Source organism: Shouchella rhizosphaerae, from assembly GCF_036700015.1.
In the GTDB taxonomy this organism is placed as follows: domain Bacteria; phylum Bacillota; class Bacilli; order Bacillales; family Bacillaceae_D; genus Shouchella; species Shouchella rhizosphaerae.
This window is the reverse complement of sequence record NZ_CP144921.1, coordinates 537,858-558,793: the sequence shown is the minus strand read 5'-3', so window position 1 is coordinate 558,793 and position 20,936 is coordinate 537,858. Positions and strand designations below refer to the sequence as shown.

Annotated in this window: 22 protein-coding genes and 1 riboswitch; of the genes, 14 read left to right on the top strand and 8 right to left on the bottom strand. The window is 44.5% G+C overall.

The features are described 5' to 3' along the window. Positions 1–36 precede the first annotated feature (36 nt). Positions 37–1,434: an L-cystine transporter gene (locus V5G21_RS03000; RefSeq protein ID WP_035202683.1), complete on the bottom strand. Its 1,398-nt coding sequence runs from the start codon at positions 1,432–1,434 to the stop codon at positions 37–39. 242 nt (positions 1,435–1,676) lie between these two features. Here V5G21_RS03000 and V5G21_RS02995 point away from each other — a divergent pair, with 242 nt between their 5' ends. From V5G21_RS02995 to V5G21_RS02970, 6 genes are all read left to right on the top strand, one after another. Next, positions 1,677–2,303, top strand: coding sequence for a phosphatase PAP2 family protein (locus V5G21_RS02995; RefSeq protein ID WP_035202684.1), 627 nt, complete (start codon positions 1,677–1,679; stop codon positions 2,301–2,303). A gap of 149 nt (positions 2,304–2,452) precedes the next feature. Continuing rightward, entirely contained in the window at positions 2,453–3,406 is a 954-nt protein-coding gene (locus V5G21_RS02990; RefSeq protein WP_011247737.1) for an ABC transporter permease, read from the top strand. Next, positions 3,396–4,349, top strand: coding sequence for an iron chelate uptake ABC transporter family permease subunit (locus V5G21_RS02985; RefSeq protein WP_051881152.1), 954 nt, complete (start codon positions 3,396–3,398; stop codon positions 4,347–4,349). The genes V5G21_RS02990 and V5G21_RS02985 overlap by 11 nt, the downstream gene beginning before the upstream one ends. Continuing rightward, the gene (locus V5G21_RS02980; protein WP_208610215.1) at positions 4,346–5,167 is read left to right on the top strand and encodes an ABC transporter ATP-binding protein; all 822 of its coding nucleotides are present in this window, start codon (positions 4,346–4,348) and stop codon (positions 5,165–5,167) included. The genes V5G21_RS02985 and V5G21_RS02980 overlap by 4 nt, the downstream gene beginning before the upstream one ends. A 116-nt stretch (positions 5,168–5,283) precedes the next feature. Then, positions 5,284–6,255 carry a siderophore ABC transporter substrate-binding protein gene (locus V5G21_RS02975; protein WP_011247734.1) on the top strand — a complete coding sequence of 324 codons (972 nt, stop codon included), beginning with the start codon at positions 5,284–5,286 and terminating at the stop codon, positions 6,253–6,255. A 174-nt stretch (positions 6,256–6,429) separates the two neighbouring features. Beyond that, a complete protein-coding gene (locus V5G21_RS02970; RefSeq protein ID WP_011247733.1) occupies positions 6,430–7,038 on the top strand; it encodes a restriction endonuclease in 609 nt (202 codons plus the stop codon). 38 nt (positions 7,039–7,076) lie between these two features. On the opposite strand, the gene V5G21_RS02965 is transcribed toward V5G21_RS02970, so the two are convergent. Together V5G21_RS02965 and V5G21_RS02960 are read right to left on the bottom strand one after the other, a co-directional pair. Continuing rightward, complete coding sequence (locus V5G21_RS02965) at positions 7,077–7,706, bottom strand: deoxynucleoside kinase (RefSeq protein ID WP_011247732.1); 630 nt, start codon at positions 7,704–7,706, stop codon at positions 7,077–7,079. Positions 7,707–7,717: 11 nt separating this feature from the next. Continuing rightward, positions 7,718–8,341 (bottom strand): deoxynucleoside kinase, encoded by a 624-nt coding sequence (locus tag V5G21_RS02960; protein ID WP_011247731.1) that lies wholly within the window; start codon positions 8,339–8,341, stop codon positions 7,718–7,720. 155 nt (positions 8,342–8,496) lie between these two features. On the opposite strand from V5G21_RS02960, the gene V5G21_RS02955 reads away from it, so the two are divergent. The 5 genes from V5G21_RS02955 to ytkD all read left to right on the top strand — a co-directional run bounded on the left by V5G21_RS02955 (position 8,497) and on the right by ytkD (position 12,329). Then, positions 8,497–9,672 carry a MalY/PatB family protein gene (locus V5G21_RS02955; RefSeq protein ID WP_035201992.1) on the top strand — a complete coding sequence of 392 codons (1,176 nt, stop codon included), beginning with the start codon at positions 8,497–8,499 and terminating at the stop codon, positions 9,670–9,672. A gap of 86 nt (positions 9,673–9,758) precedes the next feature. Next, a complete protein-coding gene (locus tag V5G21_RS02950; protein WP_156323123.1) occupies positions 9,759–9,911 on the top strand; it encodes a hypothetical protein in 153 nt (50 codons plus the stop codon). 39 nt (positions 9,912–9,950) lie between these two features. After that, positions 9,951–10,442 (top strand): YwpF-like family protein, encoded by a 492-nt coding sequence (locus V5G21_RS02945; protein WP_011247728.1) that lies wholly within the window; start codon positions 9,951–9,953, stop codon positions 10,440–10,442. A gap of 124 nt (positions 10,443–10,566) precedes the next feature. Beyond that, positions 10,567–11,781, top strand: coding sequence for an MFS transporter (locus tag V5G21_RS02940; protein ID WP_306204237.1), 1,215 nt, complete (start codon positions 10,567–10,569; stop codon positions 11,779–11,781). Positions 11,782–11,846: 65 nt separating this feature from the next. After that, positions 11,847–12,329, top strand: a complete 483-nt coding sequence (gene ytkD / locus V5G21_RS02935) for an RNA deprotection pyrophosphohydrolase (protein WP_011247726.1) — start codon at positions 11,847–11,849, stop codon at positions 12,327–12,329. Between the two features lie 25 nt (positions 12,330–12,354). Here the strand turns inward: ytkD and V5G21_RS02930 are convergent, their stop codons facing one another. The 3 genes from V5G21_RS02930 to V5G21_RS02920 are packed head-to-tail and all read right to left on the bottom strand — an operon-like array spanning position 12,355 to position 14,896. After that, positions 12,355–13,122, bottom strand: coding sequence for an ABC transporter permease (locus V5G21_RS02930; protein WP_050749056.1), 768 nt, complete (start codon positions 13,120–13,122; stop codon positions 12,355–12,357). A gap of 16 nt (positions 13,123–13,138) precedes the next feature. Beyond that, a complete protein-coding gene (locus tag V5G21_RS02925) occupies positions 13,139–13,897 on the bottom strand; it encodes an ABC transporter ATP-binding protein (RefSeq protein ID WP_011247724.1) in 759 nt (252 codons plus the stop codon). Positions 13,898–13,909: 12 nt separating this feature from the next. Continuing rightward, positions 13,910–14,896, bottom strand: coding sequence for an ABC transporter substrate-binding protein (locus V5G21_RS02920; RefSeq protein ID WP_011247723.1), 987 nt, complete (start codon positions 14,894–14,896; stop codon positions 13,910–13,912). A 96-nt stretch (positions 14,897–14,992) separates the two neighbouring features. Here V5G21_RS02920 and V5G21_RS02915 point away from each other — a divergent pair, with 96 nt between their 5' ends. Continuing rightward, entirely contained in the window at positions 14,993–15,775 is a 783-nt protein-coding gene (locus tag V5G21_RS02915; RefSeq protein ID WP_011247722.1) for an alpha/beta hydrolase family protein, read from the top strand. A 243-nt stretch (positions 15,776–16,018) separates the two neighbouring features. Here the strand turns inward: V5G21_RS02915 and pckA are convergent, their stop codons facing one another. Continuing rightward, positions 16,019–17,602 carry a phosphoenolpyruvate carboxykinase (ATP) gene (gene pckA, locus V5G21_RS02910; protein ID WP_011247721.1) on the bottom strand — a complete coding sequence of 528 codons (1,584 nt, stop codon included), beginning with the start codon at positions 17,600–17,602 and terminating at the stop codon, positions 16,019–16,021. A gap of 253 nt (positions 17,603–17,855) precedes the next feature. Further along, positions 17,856–17,963: riboswitch (SAM riboswitch) on the top strand. Positions 17,964–18,138: 175 nt separating this feature from the next. Here pckA and metK point away from each other — a divergent pair. Next, the gene (gene metK, locus V5G21_RS02905) at positions 18,139–19,356 is read left to right on the top strand and encodes a methionine adenosyltransferase (protein WP_011247720.1); all 1,218 of its coding nucleotides are present in this window, start codon (positions 18,139–18,141) and stop codon (positions 19,354–19,356) included. A 92-nt stretch (positions 19,357–19,448) separates the two neighbouring features. Here the strand turns inward: metK and V5G21_RS02900 are convergent, their stop codons facing one another. Continuing rightward, positions 19,449–19,991 (bottom strand): gamma carbonic anhydrase family protein, encoded by a 543-nt coding sequence (locus tag V5G21_RS02900; RefSeq protein ID WP_011247719.1) that lies wholly within the window; start codon positions 19,989–19,991, stop codon positions 19,449–19,451. A 93-nt stretch (positions 19,992–20,084) separates the two neighbouring features. On the opposite strand from V5G21_RS02900, the gene V5G21_RS02895 reads away from it, so the two are divergent. Continuing rightward, positions 20,085–20,867 (top strand): alpha/beta hydrolase, encoded by a 783-nt coding sequence (locus V5G21_RS02895; RefSeq protein ID WP_011247718.1) that lies wholly within the window; start codon positions 20,085–20,087, stop codon positions 20,865–20,867. Positions 20,868–20,936 lie beyond the last annotated feature (69 nt).

The window sequence follows — 20,936 nt, the reverse complement described above, 5'->3', positions numbered from 1 at the left end:
AAAGCGCGGCAATCTAATCAGATGCCGCGTTTCTTGTTAACCTTGCATGTCTTGCGTATCAAGTTGTTCGTTCGGATCTGAAAATACTTCTTTGTCAAGGCTCCCTGTCACTTTTGAAGTAAAGATGCCGGACACCATGCTGCCTGAAACGTTTAAAGCAGTACGGCCCATGTCAATTAGTGGTTCAATCGAAATAAGGAGGCCGGCAAGGGCAATTGGAAAATCAAGTGCGGACAAGACGAGAATGGCAGCGAAAGTTGCCCCACCGCCAACGCCTGCTACGCCAAACGAACTAATGGCAATGACCACAATTAACAACAAAATAAACGTTGGTTCTAGAGGATTTTGGCCTACCGTTGGCGCAATCATAATGGCCAGCATGGCTGGATAAATCCCAGCACATCCATTTTGGCCAATTGATAAGCCAAATGAACCTGCAAAATTGGCAATGCCCTCTGGAACGCCTAATTTCTTTTGTGTTTGGATGTTCATTGGCAATGCCCCTGCACTCGTGCGTGACGTAAACGCAAAAGCGAGCACCGGAAATGCCTTTTTCACATACGTAATGGGGCTTAGGCCAGTCGCAGCTAGAATGATTAAATGAATAACAAACATGACAATCAGTGCGGCATAAGAAGCAAGCACAAACGTCCCAAGTGTCGAAATTGCCTGTAGGTCACTTGTTGCAACTGTTCTTGTCATAATCGCCAAAACACCATAAGGAGTCAACCGTAAAATTAATGTAACGACGCGCATAATGATCGCGTAAAGGGCATCGACAATGCCTTTAAACGTGTCGGCTGCTTCCGGCTGTTTGCGGCGTACACCTAAATAGGCTACGCCGAGAAAGGCAGAAAAGATCACAACACCAATTGCCGAAGTCGGTCGTTCGCCAGTTAGGTCAAGAAATGGATTAGCAGGGATTAGCTCGACAATTTGCTGCGGCAATGTCGCTGCTTCCATGCCAGCGTAACTTTCTTCAAGGGCATCGCCGCGGCTAAGTTCTGCTTCGCCTGCAGGAATGTCAATCGCTTCAAGTTGAAAGACGGATGAAGCAGTGATCCCAATAGTAGCGGCAATGGCTGTCGTAGCAATCAATGTGCCAAGAATCAAAGCGCTAATTTTCCCTAGATTCTTTGTTAACGTCATACGTGTAAATGCAGACAGAATCGAAATGAAAATTAACGGCATGACAATCATTTGCAAAAAGCGGACATAACCGGTCCCTAAAATATTGACCCAATCCATTGATTGTTGAATAACAGATGAATCAGGGGCGAAGAAAAACTGGAGCAACAGGCCATATACCACACCGGCTCCTAGCGCCAACAAAACGCGGATCGAGAAAGAGACGTGCTTTTTTTGCATGTAAAACAACAGTCCAGCTACAGCGAGGACGATCGCAATAATCAATAAAGTTAAGAACAAGTCCATATGCTCAAACTCCTTTGGTTAAAATATACAACGTTCTTTATAGTATTCTGTATAATCATATGAGTCAAGTGGGAATTATATGTGAAGTGAGTGTATCATAGATTTTGCCATCTGGAAAAGGAAAACGCTCGCGGATAAAAGAAGGCTTTTGCCTCTGATTGGCGTTTTTCTACTAAGAAAAATGGGAACGTTAAAAAGCAGTACATGGTTGTTGTATTTCATGTTAAATGGTGGTGCTTGAAATGAAAATGAATACAAATGCGCTTGTGATAAGCATCGTTTGCATAGCCTGTTTTTTAATCGTAGCTTTTAGTTTAAACACCGTTTTTTTAGAGAAAGTCGACCAGTTGGCGTTAACATGGGCTGAGTCGATTCGTGCTGAACCGGTTACGGCTCTTATGCATGGCTTTGCCTTTTTAGGGGCGACCAAAACGGTTTTTGTTTTGACAGGAGCAGTGTTGATCATTTTGCTTGTTGCCCGTGCCTCGAACAAAGAATTAGCATTTACTGCTGTTACGATGGCGGCGACAGGTCTTGTGAATATGCTCGTAAAAGAATGGGTAGAGCGAGAACGGCCAGCACAGTATATGCTAGTTGAATTGACCTCGTACAGTTTTCCAAGCGGCCATTCAATGGGAGCGATGTCGTTTTACACAGTGCTTACCTTTCTGATTTGGAAACGAATGAACAAACGAAGGCACCGTATAGCGTTTGTGGTGTTTGCAAGCTTCATGATACTCATTATGGGGTTTTCTAGACTATATCTGGGTGTTCATTATTTGAGCGATGTCATTGGCGGATATTTCCTAAGTGGCAGCCTTGTGTTTTTCTTGTTTTGGCTGTTCCAACCAAGAAAATTGAACGGATAAAAGGACAATTTCTAATTGAGAGCGAGATTCTTTCTCATTTAGACTTGATATTTTTTGTAAAAATGATAAGATAAGTACGTAATTGATAATGAGTATCATTAGCTGTAGGGCAAAGGAGGCAAGCAGCATGTTTTATTCATGTTAACATTATGAAAATAAAATATTTACTCCCTTTGCTTTTAATTTTATCGTTTGCATCTTTATTTATTGGCGTACAGGATATATCGCCACTTGACTTATTTCGTTTAGACGATGAAGATGTGCAAACACTTGTCATTAGCCGTATCCCCCGTCTATTGAGTGTATTGATTGTTGGTGTTAGTTTAAGCGTTTGCGGTTTAATTATGCAGCAGCTTACACAAAACAAATTTGTTTCGCCGACAACAGCTGGAACTATGGATTGGGCTCGGCTTGGCATTCTTGTCGCCGTGGTTGTTTTTACACAAGCGACCACGTTGCAAAGGATGTTTATTGCCTTTCTTTTTGCGTTGTTTGGAACGTTTCTTTTTATGAAAATACTGGAGCGCATCCGCTTTAAAAACGTTGTGTTTGTCCCGCTTGTCGGGCTTATGTTAGGCAGTGTGGTCAACTCAATCACGACTTTTCTAGCTTACCGGTATGATTTAGTGCAAAGCTTATCTTCTTGGATGCAAGGGAGCTTTTCACTCGTTCTTAAAGGGCGCTATGAAATTTTATACATAGGCATTCCCCTTGTTGTCATTGCCTTTTTATTCGCAAATCGCTTTACGGTAGCAGGAATGGGGAAGGATTTTTCGACAAACTTGGGCTTAAATTATAACCAAATTATGAATATCGGCCTTTTCATTGTCGCGATGATCACGGCTACGATTGTCGTCACAATTGGCTCAATTCCTTTTTTAGGGCTAGTCATTCCTAACATCGTTTCGATTATAAGAGGGGACAACTTAAAAAACAGTTTGCCTCATACAGCGCTATTAGGCGCCATTTTCTTGCTCGCTTGTGATATTTTAGGGCGTGTTCTCATTTATCCATATGAAATTCCGATTGGACTGGTCGTTGGGGTTGTCGGGAGCGCGATCTTTTTGTACTTGCTCTTAAGGAGACGATCTCATGCAGCCTAAATGGATCTATTTATTACTCGGCGCTATGTTAGCAGCATTGGTTGGTACTTTCTTGTTTATTGACATCGCCCCTGGAGCGTGGGACTATGCGTTGCCACGACGAGGAAGAAGCGTTGTGGCGATTGTTATTGTCGGCGGGGCAATTGCTAGCTCTACCTTGTTTTTCCAAACAATCACAAACAACCGAATCCTGACGCCAAGCATTATCGGCCTTGATTCTTTATACATGCTTATTCAAACGTTGCTTGTATTTTTGTTTGGGACGATCGGTCTTGTCTTGATAAACCAATATGTGAACTTTGGTCTATCCATTGTCTTTATGGTGTTGTTCGCTGTCTTGTTATATGCCTTGATGTTTAAAAAAGAAGGGCAAAATTTATACTTTTTGCTGCTTGTCGGCATTGTATTTGGCACATTGTTTTCAAGCCTTTCGACGTTTCTGCAAGTCATGATTGACCCGAATGAATTTTTGACGATCCAGAATCGGATGTTTGCTAGTTTTAGCAACATCAATGTTGATTTGCTTTGGATTTCTATCGTGATTCTAGCAGCAACTGTTCTTTACATTTGGCCGTATTTGAAATACTTGGATGCCATTTCTCTTGGACGCGACCAGGCGATTAACTTAGGCGTTCCTTACGATAGAGCGATTAAAAAGTTTTTAGTCGTCATTGCTTTGCTTGTTTCTGTTTCAACAGCTCTTGTCGGCCCGGTGTTGTTTTTAGGCCTACTTGTCGCGAACGTTGCAAGAGAGCTTATGCCAACCTATAAGCACACCCATTTAGTGATTACATCGGTTCTAGTTTCAAGCATTGCCTTGGTTGGCGGGACGTTGCTCGTTGAGCGCGTGTTCACTTACTCGGCTCCGCTGAGCGTCATCATTAACTTTGTTGGCGGAATCTATTTCATTTACTTGCTCTTAAGGGGGACGAAATCGACATGACCACCGCATTAATTGACCGAAATGCCATCCCATTGCAAAAGCTTGATACACAGCCTATAGGCATAGAAGTGAAAAATGTCAGCAAACAATACGACGGAAAAAGGGTCGTCAACGATGTATCGGTTAACGTTCGAAAAGGAACAATTACATCGTTTATTGGCCCTAATGGTGCCGGAAAAAGTACGTTGATCTCGATGATCAGCCGCTTGTCGAAAAAAGAGGAAGGCACTATTTTGATTGAAGGACGTTCGCTTGAATCGTATCACAGCAAGGAACTGGCAAAAAAAGTGTCGATTTTAAAACAGGCAAACAACATCAACATCCGTTTGACCATTCGCGAACTTGTCAGCTTTGGCCGCTTTCCGTATTCACAAAACCGGCTCACGAAAAAGGACTGGACGTATGTCGAAGAGGCGATCGATTATATGGCGCTTCGCGACATTCAAGACAAATACTTAGACCAGTTGAGCGGCGGGCAGCGGCAACGTGCTTATATTGCGATGGTGCTTGCTCAAAATACCGATTATATCATTTTAGATGAACCGTTAAACAACTTGGATATGAAGCACTCTGTCTCGATTATGAAAACGCTGCGCCGTCTTGTTGATGAGCTAGGCAAAACGATTATGATTGTCGTCCATGACATTAATTTTGCCTCTTGTTACTCCGACTACATTGTGGCGATGAAAGACGGGGCGATTGTGGAAGAAGGTCGCTGCCATGAAATGATCAACTCCGACACACTCCGCAATGTGTACGACATGGAAATCGCAGTTGAAGAAGTGAATTGCAACCGCATTTGCGTCTATTTTAACTAAATAGTAGATGTCGTTCATTTTGAAATGGAGGTGAAAAAGCAAAATCTTCAATATAGAGAAATATTGACGATCGCATTAGGGGGCCTATAGAGAGAGAATAAAGGAGGCAATTAGACATGAAAAAACCATTTATGTGGGCATTAACCGCTTTTGCAACAGTAAGTTTAGCCGCTTGCGGTACAAGTTCAGATAAAAATGAGCAAACAAGTACTGGCGAAGGAACAAGCACAGAAGCGACTGAAGAAACGATCGAAGTGGAATCAATGAACGGCGAGGTTGTCAAAGTGCCGGTTAATCCAGAAGTAGTCGTATCGTTTGACCATGGCATTACCGATTCGATTCGCGCCCTAGGCGGAGAAGTATCTGGAATCCCAAAAGCGAACAACATCCCTGACTACTTGTCTGAGTTTGAAAGCGACGACTATGAGGATGTCGGTTCGTTGTTTGAACCAAACTTCGAGTTGATTCACAGCATGGAGCCAGACGTTATTTTCATTTCTGGCCGTGCGTCTGACAACTATGAAGAATTAAGTGAAATTGCGCCAACGGTTTATATGGCCGTTGACAACGAAAACTTTATGGAATCGTTTGAAACCAATATGCGGACGTTGGGCGATATTTTTGAAGCGCAAGACGAAGTAGAAGAGCAGCTTGCAGGCATCCATGAAACAATCGACAACGTCAAAGAGCGGGCTGACAACACAGATAAAAATGCCTTGATTCTGTCTGCTGACGAAGGGTCTGCGAGCGCATTCGGCGCAGGTTCACGTTTTGGCATTATCCATGATGTACTAGGTATTAAAACAGCAGATGACATTGAAGCGGAAAACCATGGAGAAACGGTTTCGTTTGAATACATTGCCGATGTAGACCCTGATTATATATTTATGATTGACCGAGGCGCTTCTATTGGCAACGAAGCCACAGCATCACAAGTCATTGACAACGAGCTTGTCGCCCGAACCAAAGCAGCACAAAACGATGACATTTATGTATTAGACGGCGAAGTTTGGTACTTAAGCGGCAGCGGCCTTGAATCAGTTAAGCTGATTGTTGATGAAATTGACAGCATGTTTGAGACAGAATAGGACAACCTTTCTTAAGGGATCAAAACAAAGTCGATAACCTTACTCAAAAACTTGGTTCTAGTGATGGAACCAAGTTTTTTGATTGGATGCTCTATGGTATACTAAAACTTTCCTAGCGTCTCAGGAACTGATACTAGTAGAAATTTAATTTGCTTTTTAAAAGGAACGGTTGATGTGGAAAGTACTTCATTCCCCTTATGGTTGCTCGCTTTAGCCGTATTGTTGGCGGCTGTTTGGGCGCTCCGTATCGCTCTTAGAAGAAAGAAGCGGACAGACATAAGCAAAATCACAATAAAAGATATTGACCGCATGGAAGGCGGCGAGTTTGAAGACTATCTGGCAGTCGTGTTTGCAGCGCTTGGCTATGAAACGTACCAAACAGCGAAAGCGCGCGACTTCGGTGCTGATTTAGTTGTTGTCGATGAAGAAGGGCATAAATGGGTCATACAAGCGAAACGGTATAGCGCCAATCTTGGTTTAGCTTGTGTGCAAGAAGTGTATGGAGCGCAAGTTTTTTATAACGCTGACAAGTCATTGGTCATCACGTCTGCCGAAAAAGTGACAGAAGCATGCTGGAGGCTGGCAGCAGCGACAAACACCTATTTCTTACTACGTGAAGACCTCAAAGAACTGGCTAGTTTGATACGTAAAGGCAAACTTGAAGAAGCAAGTTGGGTCGTAAAAACGCCGCAAGTGCCTGAACCGGTCAAGGGAAAGCCAGCATTAATTGAAGTCGAACAGAGCCGAAAGCGCATTTCAGCCGGCGATTATTTCTACAAATAATTAAAAAACAGCGAAGGCAGCTTCGCTGTTTTTTTAGGTTAGAAATAAGTGCTTAGCTCATGAACAATTCGTTTGATACATGATTGGTCAGCAAGTAAATCGTATTCGCGAATATCAAGGCGCAAAACCGGACAGGCGGAAAAGGAAGAAATCCATGTTTCATAACGGTTGTACATTTCTTCCCAATAAGAAAGGGGCGTTTGTTTTTCCATTTCGCGCCCTCGTGCTTGAATACGGTCTAAAATCGAGTCAAAATCGCCATGCAAGTAGATTAATACATCCGGGCGGGGAAAGTAAGGCGTCATCACCATTGCTTCAAATAAGCTTGTATAAGTTTGGTAATCGGTTTGCGTCATCGTGCCTTTATCGGCATGCATTTTCGCGAATATGCCTGTGTCTTCATAGATCGAACGATCTTGAATATAGCCACCACCTTCTTCTACCATTCGCTTCTGCTCTTTAAAGCGCTCCGCTAAAAAGTAAATTTGCAAGTGAAAGCTCCACCGTTCGAAATCGCGATAAAATTTGTCTAAGTATGGGTTGTTGTCTACTTTTTCAAAGGATGTTTTAAAATTTAGCTCGTCGGCAAGTGCGTGCGTCAAAGTCGTTTTTCCAACTCCGACTGTGCCAGCTACAGTTATGATCGCATTATTAGGAATATGTAACATTGGTAAGCTCCTTACTGGTTAACAGATGTCAAGCATGCATCAATTTTGGCAAATACAAAGTCCAAATCATGCGGATTGGCGACAAAGTCAAGGTCGTCCGTGTCAATCGTTAAAACTGTTGTGTTTTCCTCTTTAGCGAGTTCTGCCATTGTCGCCTCATAATCGTCTGAAAGCTTTCGCAAATAATTGGGGTCCATTTCTTTTTCAAAAGGACGCCCCCTTTTGGTAATACGGTTGGTCAATGTGGACAAGCCTGCTTTTAAGTAAATGACGACTGTTGGCTTTGGCAATGGTTCATTTAAAATTTGAAAAATACGTCGGTATTGGCTCCATTTAAAAGCAGACAGCGTTTGGCGGGCAAAAATTAAGTTTTTGCAAATATGGTAATCCGACACGACGAGTTTGTGGTTAAGAACAGGGCCGATATCTTCTAGTTGTTTGACGCGGTTGCACAGAAAGAACATTTCGGTTTGAAAACTCCATTCCTCCATATTGTCATAAAATTTTTCAAGAAAAGGGTTTTCTTCAACGATTTCAAGCAAGCACTCTCGCCCATAGTGGGTAGCAATCGCTTTGGCCAATGTTGTCTTTCCGACGCCAATCACTCCTTCTACACATATAAATGGGGTCGTCAATCCGTTTCCTCCTCGTTTTGCATGTTTACATGTGCTAGTGTACCACGTTTTGTGGTCAAGCAGTGTGAAAGTCCAACGTCAAAAAATGTGGTACACTTAAGGAAGTAAATGAGGGAAATGAGAAGAGGAGGGAGACTGCTGTTAAGCAGTATGCGATGAACGAATTTGATAAAGTAATCGAACGCAGAGGAACCAATTCAATGAAATGGGATGGAACAAAAGCACGGTTTGGCGAAGATGATTTGTTGCCAATGTGGGTAGCAGATATGGATTTTAAAGCGCCGACCGCTGTTATTGATGCTTTAAAGGCTAAAGTGGAACATGGCGTTTATGGCTATGCGGCCCCTTCCATTGAGGCAGACGAAGCGATTGTGAATTGGGTCGACTCCCAGTATGGTTGGAAAATAGAAGCCGACTCCATCGTCCATGTAACAGGCGTTGTGCCGGCATTAAGCAATTTAATTAAAACCTTTACAAATGAAGGCGACGGAATCATTATTCAACCACCTGTATATTACCCGTTTTATGATGTGATTGAAAAAAACAAACGGCAACTTGTGAAAAATCCGCTTCTATTTGACGGAAACCACTATAAAATGGATTTAGCTGGGTTAGAGCAGGTGATCACAGACAAAACAAAAATGCTTCTGTTGTGCCACCCGCATAATCCAGGCGGACGCGTGTGGAGCAAAGAAGAGTTGCAAGCGCTGGCCGAGATATGTGAGCGTCACAACCTTTATGTCATTTCTGATGAAATCCATGCCGATTTGCTTTTTGAAGGCTATACACACACACCGTTTGCAACTGTGACAGAAACAATTGCAAACCGTACGTTTACAGCGCTTGCGCCAACGAAAACATTTAATCTCGCTGGCGTTCAAGGAGCTTACGTAATTATTGAAGATCCGAAGCTTCGCCTGGAATTCCGTAGAGAGCTGGCTGCGACATTTATGAATGGAAGCAATATGTTCTCTGACATTGCTACTAAAGCGGCATACGAGCACGGAAAGCCTTGGTTAAAGGAATTAATGGCATACATCCAAGCTAATTATCAGTATGCTGCCGACTATTTGGCCACTTATATGCCAAAAATCAAGCCGATCCAACCACAAGGAACGTACTTATTATGGCTAAATTGCCAAGAGCTTGGCCTTCACCCTGATGAACGGAAAAAATGGTTGCTGCAAGAAGCGAAAGTTGCACTTAACCATGGTGCCATTTTCGGGGAAGAGGGCCGTGATTTCGAGCGTTTGAATTTGGCAACTCCTCGAGAAACGCTTACGGAAGGGTTGGAGCGCATCCGCCGCGCTTATGAAAATAGAGGTTTTTGATGCAGGAAAGTTGTATTTTAAAGGCGAATAGAATATATAGGTGTCTTGTCATCCTAATACGTCCGATTAAAGGAGTCGTTGCCTATATGAGCAGGCCTTTAAAATCATTGTCGGAAACTTTGGAGCAGGAATTTACACGCTCATTGAACCGCGAATTAACCAAACCGGAAAAAGAACTGTTGAAATGGATTGAACAGCGGCAGCTGTATCTCACTTACGGGCAAATGAAGACATCATAACTGACACCAGGGCTAGGCAAGACGTGGGGAGGAAAGTACTTGAAGACATTTAAACTGTATGCATTGCAAGTGATTGACGGGCAAGGGGGGAAAATGGAACAACACCCCATTCCTTTTAAAGACGGGCTCATTATCAATATGGAAAATGAAGACAAGACATGGTTTCTTGACGCCGTTGTTTCCAATGAGGATGCCCATTTTTTTGAAAGAGAACAGGAAGCAGAGCGCCATATACTCGTTAGTGTCGTCATTACGAGCAAAAACAACCACCCCGCGGTCATGATTACTTCCATTGAAGCCATTACAGAATTGGATCAAGGAAAAAGTGTCGTATTAAAAGGGAAAATTGTTTCAGGCCGCGATGACGTGCTGGAGGATGTGTTTGAAGACATTCTTGCTGAAGGAATTGAACGGGCTGATGTGGTGGATGAGTTTAAACGGCGAGTCGAAAAGTTAGAGGCATATTCAGATAAAACGATTCAAGAAGTGTACCAAGACTTGAAAAAAGATAAAAATTACCATTTGCTTTAACAGAGGCAAAGGCAACGGGAGGCGCGTTCTTCCGTTGTTTTTTTCGTGGGTGGGCGTGTTGTATAGCTTTATTGCTTTTGCTCCATAATAACAGGAAAATGAGTGGAAAAGGAGCGCCGTGATTGTGGGAAAAACAAAGAAAACATGGGGGTTGCTATCCCTTGCCTCCGTGCCGCTAGTCATGACGCTTGGAAACTCCATGTTGATTCCAGTGCTGCCGACTATTGGAAAACAATTGCAAATTAGTTCTTTTATGGTTAGTCTTCTTATTACTGTTTATTCTGTTGTGGCAATCGTATTTATTCCCATTGCGGGCTATATTTCTGACCATGTAGGGCGAAAGCCAGTCATTGTCCCAAGTTTAATTATTGCCGGGATTGGCGGATTGATGGCCGGGTTAGCCGCATGGAAAATGGACAATGCATATTGGGTTATTTTAATTGGCCGGCTGTTGCAAGGAATCGGCGCGGCGGGGGCATCGCCAATCGTGATGCCATTTGTCGGTGATTTATTTAAAAACAACCAAGATGTCAGTGAAGGATTAGGCATAATTGAAACTGCTAATACATTTGGCAAAGTGCTGAGCCCAATTTTTGGGGCCGTACTTGCTTCTATTATTTGGTATTTGCCGTTTTTTTCATTTCCTATTTTTTGTTTTGTTTCGATTTTTCTTGTCTTGTTTTTAGTAGAAAGCCCGCCTTTAGCAAAAAAGCCAACAAACTTAACGCGTTTTTTAAAGTCGATGAAAAAGATCTTTAAACGGGAAGGGCGCTGGCTTTATGTGGTGTTTTTTGTTGGTGGGATGTGCATGTATATTTTATTCGGCGTCCTTTTTTATTTGTCATCGTTTTTAGAAGAGGCGCACCATATTGATGGAATTAGGAAAGGCGTTATTCTAGCATTTCCGTTAATGGCATTGTGCTTGACGTCGTATGGGACAGGGCGAATCATTGGCCAAGACCAAATCAAAATGAAATGGATGACAGTAGCAGGGTTGTGCCTGCTTGCTGTTTCGACATTTGTCGTTTCGTTTAATAAGGAATTGTATGTAATGCTGACAGCACTTTTTGCAGCAGGGGTAGGCATTGGTGCGGCGCTACCGAGTCTGGATGCGTTTGTGACAGAAGGGATTCCCATGGAACAGCGAGGGTCGGTTACATCATTCTATAACAGCATGCGCTTTGTTGGTGTGGCAATTGGCCCGCCATTGTTTGCTCTTTTTATGAAAGGGAACCATTTCTGGACATTTGCAGGGAATGCCCTTCTTGTCGTTTTATCGGTTTTGCTTGTATTTTGGGGCGTACGGCCACATAAAAAAGTGTCGCAGACTTGGCAATAATAGACGCATTAACCGCAATTGGCTATACTTTTAACAAAAGAGGAAATCGAAAAAGGCGGTTGTGTATGGAACAATTTATCGATCCCCAAGGGCAAAAGGTGAAACTCGTTCTCGGGAAGGAAGAGCGATTTACAGAGGAGGCGGGGCACGTGCTTGTACTTCCCCGTTTTCAACAACAATGGGTGCTTACTGAACACCGAGACCGTGGCTATGAATTCCCAGGCGGAAAAGTGGAGAATGGCGAGACGACGAAAGACGCGGCGATCCGTGAAGTTTGGGAAGAGACAGGGGCGCATATTGGCACCATCGTTTATATTGGCCAATATCAGGTAGAGGGGCAGTCTGGAACGTCTTTTTGCAAAGATATTTTTGCAGGCATTGTGACTGACATGGAAGAAAAAGATTGCTATAAGGAAACAAAGGGGCCTCTTTTGCTAAAGGAGCTTCCGGCTGCCTTGAAAGAGGACCCTCGTTTTAGCTTTATTATGAAAGACGAAGTTGTTCCCAAAGCGACTGCCTATGCAATCGGACAAGGGATTCTTTCGTAGCGTGAGAAAGAGTACAAGGGCATGCTTAACGGTGATGCTCGGTTATCCGTTTTTCTAAGCGCTCGACTGCCATGTACATAAGTGTGGCCAAAATCGCGATGACGAGCAAGCTCATGAACACTAAGTTAAAGTTAAATACTTGGAATCCATAGATGATTAAGTAGCCTAACCCTTGCTTGCTAACAAGGAATTCACCGACAATAACGCCGACCCACGATAACCCTACATTCATTTTTAGCGTGGAAACAATTACCGGTATCGTTGCTGGATACACGACGTGGCGGAATTGTTGCCATTTGGATGCAGAAAATGTTTGCAGCACTTTCAAATAGTTGCCATCTACTTCTTTAAATGCTGTGTAAACAACCATTGTTGTAATGATGACGGAAACGAGCATGCCCATAGCAATGACAGAAGTCATGTTTGGCCCAAGCCCAACGATCAAAATCGGACCGATCGCTACTTTCGGCATTGAGTTTAATATGACTAAAAATGGATCAAGGATTTCGGCCAACCTTTTTGACCACCAAAGCAAAGCTGCCAATAACGTCCCAGCCACGGTGCCTAAGAGAAAGCCAAGGACCGTTTCAAACATGGTTACCCCGGTATGGAGCCAAAGCGTTCCAGCGACGATATGCTCATAAAGCAAACTAACGATGCGTGATGGCATGCTAAATAGCAGCGGGTCGATTAACGCTAAACGTGAGGCTGTTTCCCAACCAATGACAAGAGCAAATACAATCGCCAGCTGTGTGAGGCGAATGAACCGTTTTTCCTTTTGACGGGTAGTCATGTAGCGTTGGTGCAGATCATGTGGTGTCAAGTCGTTCCAACTCCTTCCAAATGAGCTGAAATTGGTTGTTAAATTCTGGATGGTTTCGGGCCTCAAAAGGAGAAAGTTGTCTTAGTGCTTGTGGAACCGAAAAAATTTGTGCGACACGCCCGGGCTTTTGGGTGAACAAAACGATCCGGTCGCTCATTGCAATCGCTTCGCCAATATCATGCGTTACAAGAATGGCTGTTTTCTGTTCCGACTTCAATGTCTTAAAAACAAGCTCCTCCAGCTTGAGTTTTGTTTGTTGGTCCAATGCGGAAAAAGGTTCATCAAGCAATAGTAGCGACGGGTCAGTAGCCAACATGCGGACAAGGGCGACACGTTGGCGCATTCCTCCTGAAAGCGCTTGTGGACGCTCATGCCGTTTATCGCTAAGGCCAAAGCGGTTCAGCCAACGTAGCGCTTTTTTTGCCGACAACTCTGTATAGCTGCCTCGTATCCGTTGGCCAATCGTAATGTTGTCTTCAATCGTCAGCCAAGGAAACAGATAATCGTGTTGCAGCATATAGCCAATTTGGCCATTATTGGCGGTATCAAGAGACAGCGATCCTTCGGTCTGTTCCAGCAATCCTGCAATGATCGAAAGGATCGTTGTTTTGCCGCAACCACTTGGGCCAATAAAAGAGACAAATTCCCCTTCTTTTACTTCAAGGGAAACATCTTTTAATGCTTGAAAAGCACCTGATTCGTTGACGTAAGTGAAAGAAAGTCGGTCAATGCGTAAGGATGCCATGATCGTGCCTCCTTATTCCATTCCTTGTTTGCTAATTTCATCGTTGACAAGTTCACTAAAGGGAATCGGTTCCGGTAACTCTCCTGCTTCTTCCATGATTTCAAGCAACTGTGCCCATGCTTCTTCTGTTAAAACAGGATCTTCTGCATAAGAGCCTTGCTCTTTATAGCGTTCGACTGAACTTGCTAAAATGGCAATAGGGGTGTCTTCAAAAAAGGGCTCAATCGCTTTAGCCGTTTCTTCAGGAGACTGTGATTGGATTTGTTTTTGTCCTTCATAAAGGGCTGCGCTAAATCGGACGAACAAGTCGGCATTTTGATCCAGTACACTTTGTTTAGCCATAAAAGAAGTGTAGGGGACTTGTTTAGCTTCAGTGCCAAAAGAGGCAACAACTGTACCGATTCCTTCTTCTTCAAAAAGCGAGGCTTGTGGCTCAAACAATTGGACATAATCGCCTGTGCCAGAAGCGAAAGAACTGGAGATATTGGCGAACTCGATATTCTGCAAAAGCGTTAAGTCTGCGTGAGGGTCGATATCATGCTGTTTGAGCACATATTCACCAACCATTTGCGGCATGCCGCCTTTGCGTTGGCCTAAGAACGTACTTCCCTTCAAATCTTCCCACTGAAAATCGCCTGTATCTTCTCTGGCAACAAGGAATGTTCCATCTGTTTGCGTCAATGCTGCAAAGTTAATCGCCGGATCAGCAGCTTCCTGGGAAGCGACATAAATGGATGTTTCTGAACCCACTAGAGCGATATCGGCCCCGTCAGATAAAAGGGAAGTCATCGTTTTATCGCCTCCCCAAGTCGTTGTCAGTTCGATGTCAATCCCGTTATCGGCAAAATAGCCTTCGGCGATTGCGAGATAAAAAGGGGCGTAGAAGACAGACCGAGTCACTTCGGCAACACGCACCGTTTCTTTGTCCGTATTTTGACCACATGCCGCCAAAAGAAGGCAGGCAATCGCTGTGCCAATAGCAATATTTCGTTTTTTCACGAGTCTTTCACTCCTTTCAATTGCCTTTGCCTTTGCTTACACTATGCACGCACAAAAAAAAGGGTGTTTGCCCATTTCAATAAAAGGAGTTTTTTTATGCTCATCACAAAAGAACGTGTTCCGTCACCCCATCCGAATATTTATTTATACGAGACAGCTTACAAAAGTGGCGCGTTAACGGTATACGGTTTATTAGCAGAACCGAAGGGTCGAGACAAACAACCAGGGTTGTTGTATTTGCGCGGAGGCATTAAATCAGTCGGCATGGTCAGGACACAGCGTGTCATCCAGTGGGCTCACGAGGGATTTGTTGTGTTTGCTCCTTATTACAGGGGCAATCGCGGTGGCGAAGGCAGAGAGGACTTTTGTGGAGATGACCGTGTTGACGCATACAGCGGTTTTGATCTGCTAAGCAGCCATCCTCTTGTTGAAAAAGAGGCGGGCGTCCATGTAGTTGGATTTTCAAGAGGAGGCATCATGGCGCTTTGGACAGGGCTTATGCGGCCTGAAGCGACTAGTGTTGTCTGTTGGAGTGGCGTAACCGATATGGTGCTAACCTATAAGGAGCGCGTTGATTTGCGAAGAATGATGAAACGCGTAATTGGGGGAACGCCGTGGAAACGACCAGAACTATATGAAAAACGAACACCACTTCGCCATTTAAGCGATTTTCGTCCCCCGCTTCTTTTCATACATGGCGAAAAAGATGAGCATGTATCGATTGTACATGCTCAAAAAGGGCTTCGCGCAGCCAAGGGTAGCCAAAACGCCGAATCATGGTTTTTCGCTGATTTTTCCCATCACTTCCCAGCCGACGAGCAAGAAAAAGTATTGAGAAAGGCAGCGTCATGGATGAAGGCAAAACATCACTCAGGCTGAGGCAAGCGTGTTAGCCCGGTACGAACACGGAAACGACGACAATGGGAGTGTTTGTCTCGGTCATATGCTTTAAAACTGTCGTTTTATCCGCAAGAAAACCGTTGCTCATGAACCCCTGTTCTTTCGCCTCTTCCCTCGACTGCACTCCTCGTCTGACAAGCATTTTCTATCAGTATGATGCGGTTTATCGACTTTGTCGACAACATCAAGCAGGCAGCTAAAAAGCTGCCTGCTTGTTAAAGGTTATGCAAGGCGTGGTCCAGCAAGACGGACGCTGTCTTTTGCTGCCGGAAAGGCAGAAAAATTTTCGTGGAATTGCTTAGCAAGCTGTAAGGCGGTTGCCTCGTAAGCTGCTTCGTCCTTCCAAACACGTCGAGGGGTCAACAGCTCATCAGGGACTCCTGGGCAGTGTGTTGGGACATAAAGGCCAAAAATGGGATCGCACACTGTTTCAATCTCATCCAATTTTCCTTGTAAAGCCGCTTCTACCATGGCACGTGTATAAGCAAGCTTAATGCGTGTGCCAGTTCCATAGCTACCCCCTGTCCAGCCTGTGTTTACAAGAAACACTTGGACGTCGTCATTTTCCAATTTGTCCCCAAGCATAGTAGCGTACTCTTCTGGTTTGCGTGGCAAAAACGGAGCGCCAAAGCAAGTAGAAAATGTCGCCTCAGGTTGCGTGATGCCTCGTTCCGTTCCTGCTAGTTTGCTTGTGTAACCAGATAGAAAATGGTACATTGCTTGTTCTTTTGTCAACTTGCTAATGGGCGGCAATACGCCAAATGCATCAGCAGTCAAGAATATTATCGCTTTTGGAGGCCCGGCAACACTAGGCAGCAAAGCATTTGGAATCGCTTCAAGCGGGTAGGCAGCCCGCGTATTTTCCGTCAACTCACCGCTTTTAAAGTCAGGTTTGCCCGTGTTTGGATCGACGACGACATTTTCAAGGACTGCCCCGAAAGCAATAGCGTCCCAAATTTGTGGTTCGCTTTCTTTTGAAAGGCCGATGCATTTGGCGTAGCAGCCTCCTTCAATGTTAAAGATGCCTTTTTCTGACCAGCCGTGCTCGTCATCGCCGATTAGGCGCCTATGTTCGGAAGCCGACAGTGTCGTTTTGCCGGTACCTGAGAGGCCAAAAAAGAGTGCCGTTTCTCCTTCATCGGTTGTGTTGGCTGAGCAGTGCATTGGCAGCACGCCTGCTTCAGGGAGCAAGTAATTCATCACGGAAAAGATCGCTTTTTTCATTTCACCGGCATATTCCGTACCGCCAATTAAAATAATGCGTTGCTCAAATGAGATGATGACAAACGCTTCTGAGCGAGTGCCGTCGACGGATGGATCGGCTTTAAACGTCGGTGCGCTAATGATCGTAAATGGTTCCAAACCATTGTTTGAAGGAGCTTGCTCACGAATAAATAGCTGTCTAGCAAACAAGTGATGCCAAGCAAACTCATTTAAATACGTAATCGGCAGTTGGAAAGAAGGATCAGCGCCAGCGAAGCCAACGGATGCGTAACGGACCTCTTTTTGTTGCAAATAATGTAGCACTTTGTCTTTTAGCCGGGTGAACACTTCCGATGAAATGGGCTTATTCGTTGCGCCCCAATGGATGGAATCTCTAGACATTGGTTCATCGACAATAAACTTGTCTTGAGGCGAGCGGCCTGTGTAAAGGCCTGTTTTGACAGCAAGTGCGCCAGAATCGGTCAATATGCCTTCATTTCGTTGGAGTGCATGCTCGACGAGTGTCGAAGCGGGCAATTGGTGCAACGTTTTAGGGCTTGAAAGCAATTGTTCTAGTAAAGCTGAACGGTGAAGCATTTTCATGTTTAATGGCTCCTTTTTGCAATTTTAAGTGGCTTTAGTATAGCACATTTTATTTAATAGTCCATACTAAAGTGAATAAATAGGTCATTCTTTTTTAGATTAGGCGGCAAAGCAGGTAGGCTGGTGAAAAGCTTTTAGAAATGCCTTTTCTTCTCTGGTGGAATATGTTAAACTTAGTCGCGAAACGAACGAAGCGCCAGCATCCTATAACAAAGGAAACGTTGGGTGTTATCGAGATGCAGTTAACATAACGCTTTTATCCAGAGATGGCGGAGGGACAGGCCCGAAGAAGCCCAGCAACCAACACGTAACGTGTAAAGGTGCTAACCTGCAGAATGCTCGGCGTTCTGGAAGATAAGAGGCGAAAGGTAAATGGACAGCCCTTTTCCTCATGGAAAAGGGCTTTTGTTGTGCCCAAGGCTTTTGCGCCAACTACACGCCTTTGTAAGACAGAAACAAACGAGGCGAATAACCCTCTGTATTGTTCGTTCTATTTGGGCTAAGCAACAGGCCGTATTAAAAGGAGGAGCTGCACAATGTCTGTAAAAAGAGGTAGACATTTATTTACATCTGAATCTGTTACGGAAGGGCATCCCGATAAAATCTGTGATCAAATTTCCGACGCTATATTAGATGAAATCTTAAAGAAAGACCCGAATGCACGAGTCGCTTGCGAAACATCGGTCACCACTGGTTTGGTGCTCGTGGCAGGCGAAATTACGACAAATACGTATGTGGATATACCGAGTGTCGTCCGTCAAACGATCAAGGGAATTGGCTATACACGGGCCAAGTATGGGTTTGATGCGGAAACATGCGCTGTATTGACATCAATTGATGAACAATCTGCGGATATTGCACAAGGGGTGGACAAAGCGCTAGAAGCTCGTGAAGGTCAAATGACCGATGCAGAAATCGAAGCAATTGGCGCTGGTGACCAAGGGTTGATGTTTGGATTTGCAACCAATGAAACGGAAGAACTGATGCCTCTTCCTATCTCGCTTAGCCATAAACTTTCCCGTCGCCTAACGGAAGTCCGCAAAAATGGGACACTTGGATATTTGCGTCCTGATGGGAAAACGCAAGTGACAATTGAATACGATGAAAACGATACGCCTGTTCGTGTCGATACGATTGTTCTTTCAACACAGCATGCTCCTGAAGTGACACTTGAGCAAATTCAAGCAGACTTAAAAGAGCATGTGATTGAAGCCGTCGTGCCAAGCGCGTTAATCGATGAAGAAACAAAATACTTTATTAACCCAACTGGCCGTTTTGTCATTGGCGGGCCTCAGGGAGATGCGGGCTTAACAGGGCGCAAAATTATTGTTGATACGTATGGCGGGTATGCTCGCCATGGCGGCGGTGCTTTTTCTGGCAAGGATGCAACGAAAGTAGACCGTTCTGGCGCTTATGCCGCACGTTATGTAGCCAAAAATATTGTTGCAGCAGGCCTTGCTGATAAATGCGAAGTACAGCTCGCTTATGCAATTGGCGTTGCCCAGCCTGTTTCGATCGCTGTTAATACGTTTGGGACTGGCAAAGCAGCGGAAGATGTCCTCGTCGAGTTGGTTCGCAAGCATTTTGATCTCCGTCCAGCTGGCATTATTCGCATGCTCGATTTGCGCCGCCCGATTTATAAGCAAACCGCTGCTTACGGCCATTTCGGTCGCACCGATGTCCCACTCCCATGGGAAGCCACAGACAAGGCAGCAGCTTTAAAAGAAGATGTTTTAAAATTAGAAGCAAACTAAGAAAGCGGATTAAGCAATAAACAATAAAATGTAAAAGCCTGTCGGTTCATTTTGCCGACAGGCTTTTTGTGTATCATTTTTGTACGCTTTATTCATTGTTGATCTTTGTTTCTCGTCGCTGTCTGTTGCTGCAACGATTTGTAGTATTGGCCTTTTTCTACGTATTCCCGGCGAATCCGTGCCATTTCTTTTTTGTCTGTTTCATTTAAAGGACGGACGACTTTTGCAGGCCGGCCAAAAGCAAGTGTTCCAGGAGGGATCACCTTACCAGGAGGGACAAGACTGCCGGCGCCAATAAATGCGCCCTCGCCAATTTCGGCGCCGTCTAGAATCGTGGAGCCCATGCCAATCAGTGCTTGTTTACGGATGATCGCGCTGTGGAGCATTGCTTGATGACCTATTGTGACATCATCTTCAATCATAAGAGGCGAATGGGGGCTTTGGTGGAGCATTGATTGATCTTGAATATTAACACGTTCTCCAATGATTGTCGGCGCTACGTCACCGCGAATGACTGTATGAAACCATACGCTTGATTGAGCACCAATCGTAACATCGCCTGTAACGATCGCTCCCTCGGCTACGTATACAGATGGGTCAATAGTTGGAACAACGCCCTTGTATGGAAGGATCATGTTGTCACATCCTTTTCGTTTAATAAAAAAACAGCTATACTAAGTGTAACGCATAATGTAGCGAAGCAACAGCTTGTATAAGGAGGAGTGGCTGTGCGCTATTTTGACGTTCCAGATGCCAGAGGCGTTGCTGTTATTGTTCATGGAGCCGGGGAGCATAGCGGTCGGTACCGTTGGCTTGTGGAAAAATGGAATCAACATGGGTTTGATTGCCTGCTAGGGGATTTGCCCGGGCAAGGGGAGTCGCGGGGAAAGCGCGGGCATATCGACTCATTTCAGAAATACATAAAAACAGTGGATGTCTGGCTTAAGCATGCAAGGACAAAGCAATTGCCAATTGTGCTCGTTGGGCACAGCATGGGCGGCCTCATTTCTATTCGTACATTAATGGAAAAAGACCATTCGTTTGTGGAAGCGCTCGTGCTTTCTTCGCCTTGTTTGCAACTCGCTATGGACATTCCTGCGCCGAAAAAGGCGGCAGCAAAAATGCTTAATCATGTAGCGCCTGCGTTTAGCATGAATGCTGGTTTGTCTCCTGAACAAACGACGAGGAGCGAGCAAGTCCGTGAAGAATATGCGCGGGACCCGTTGCGAGTAACGAAAGTATCTGCCCGTTGGTACCACGAATTGGAGAAAGCAATGCGCCTTACGAGGCGCTACCCGGAGAAAATGCCAAATATCCCCGTATTATTGCTTGCTGCAGGAGAAGACTATGTGATCGATAAACAAGCAGGCATGGCTTGGTTTAATGATTTGCAGATCAACCATAAAATGTACAAAGAATGGGACGGCCTTTATCATGAGCTCTTTAACGAACCTGAAAAAGAAGAAGTGTTTCGTTTTACGATCGGCTTTGTGAATATGCTGTTTCCGTAACAGGCAGTCATCGATAAAAAGATGGCCTCGGGTGTTACCCAAGGCCATCTTTTTGCTGTCTATTTCATT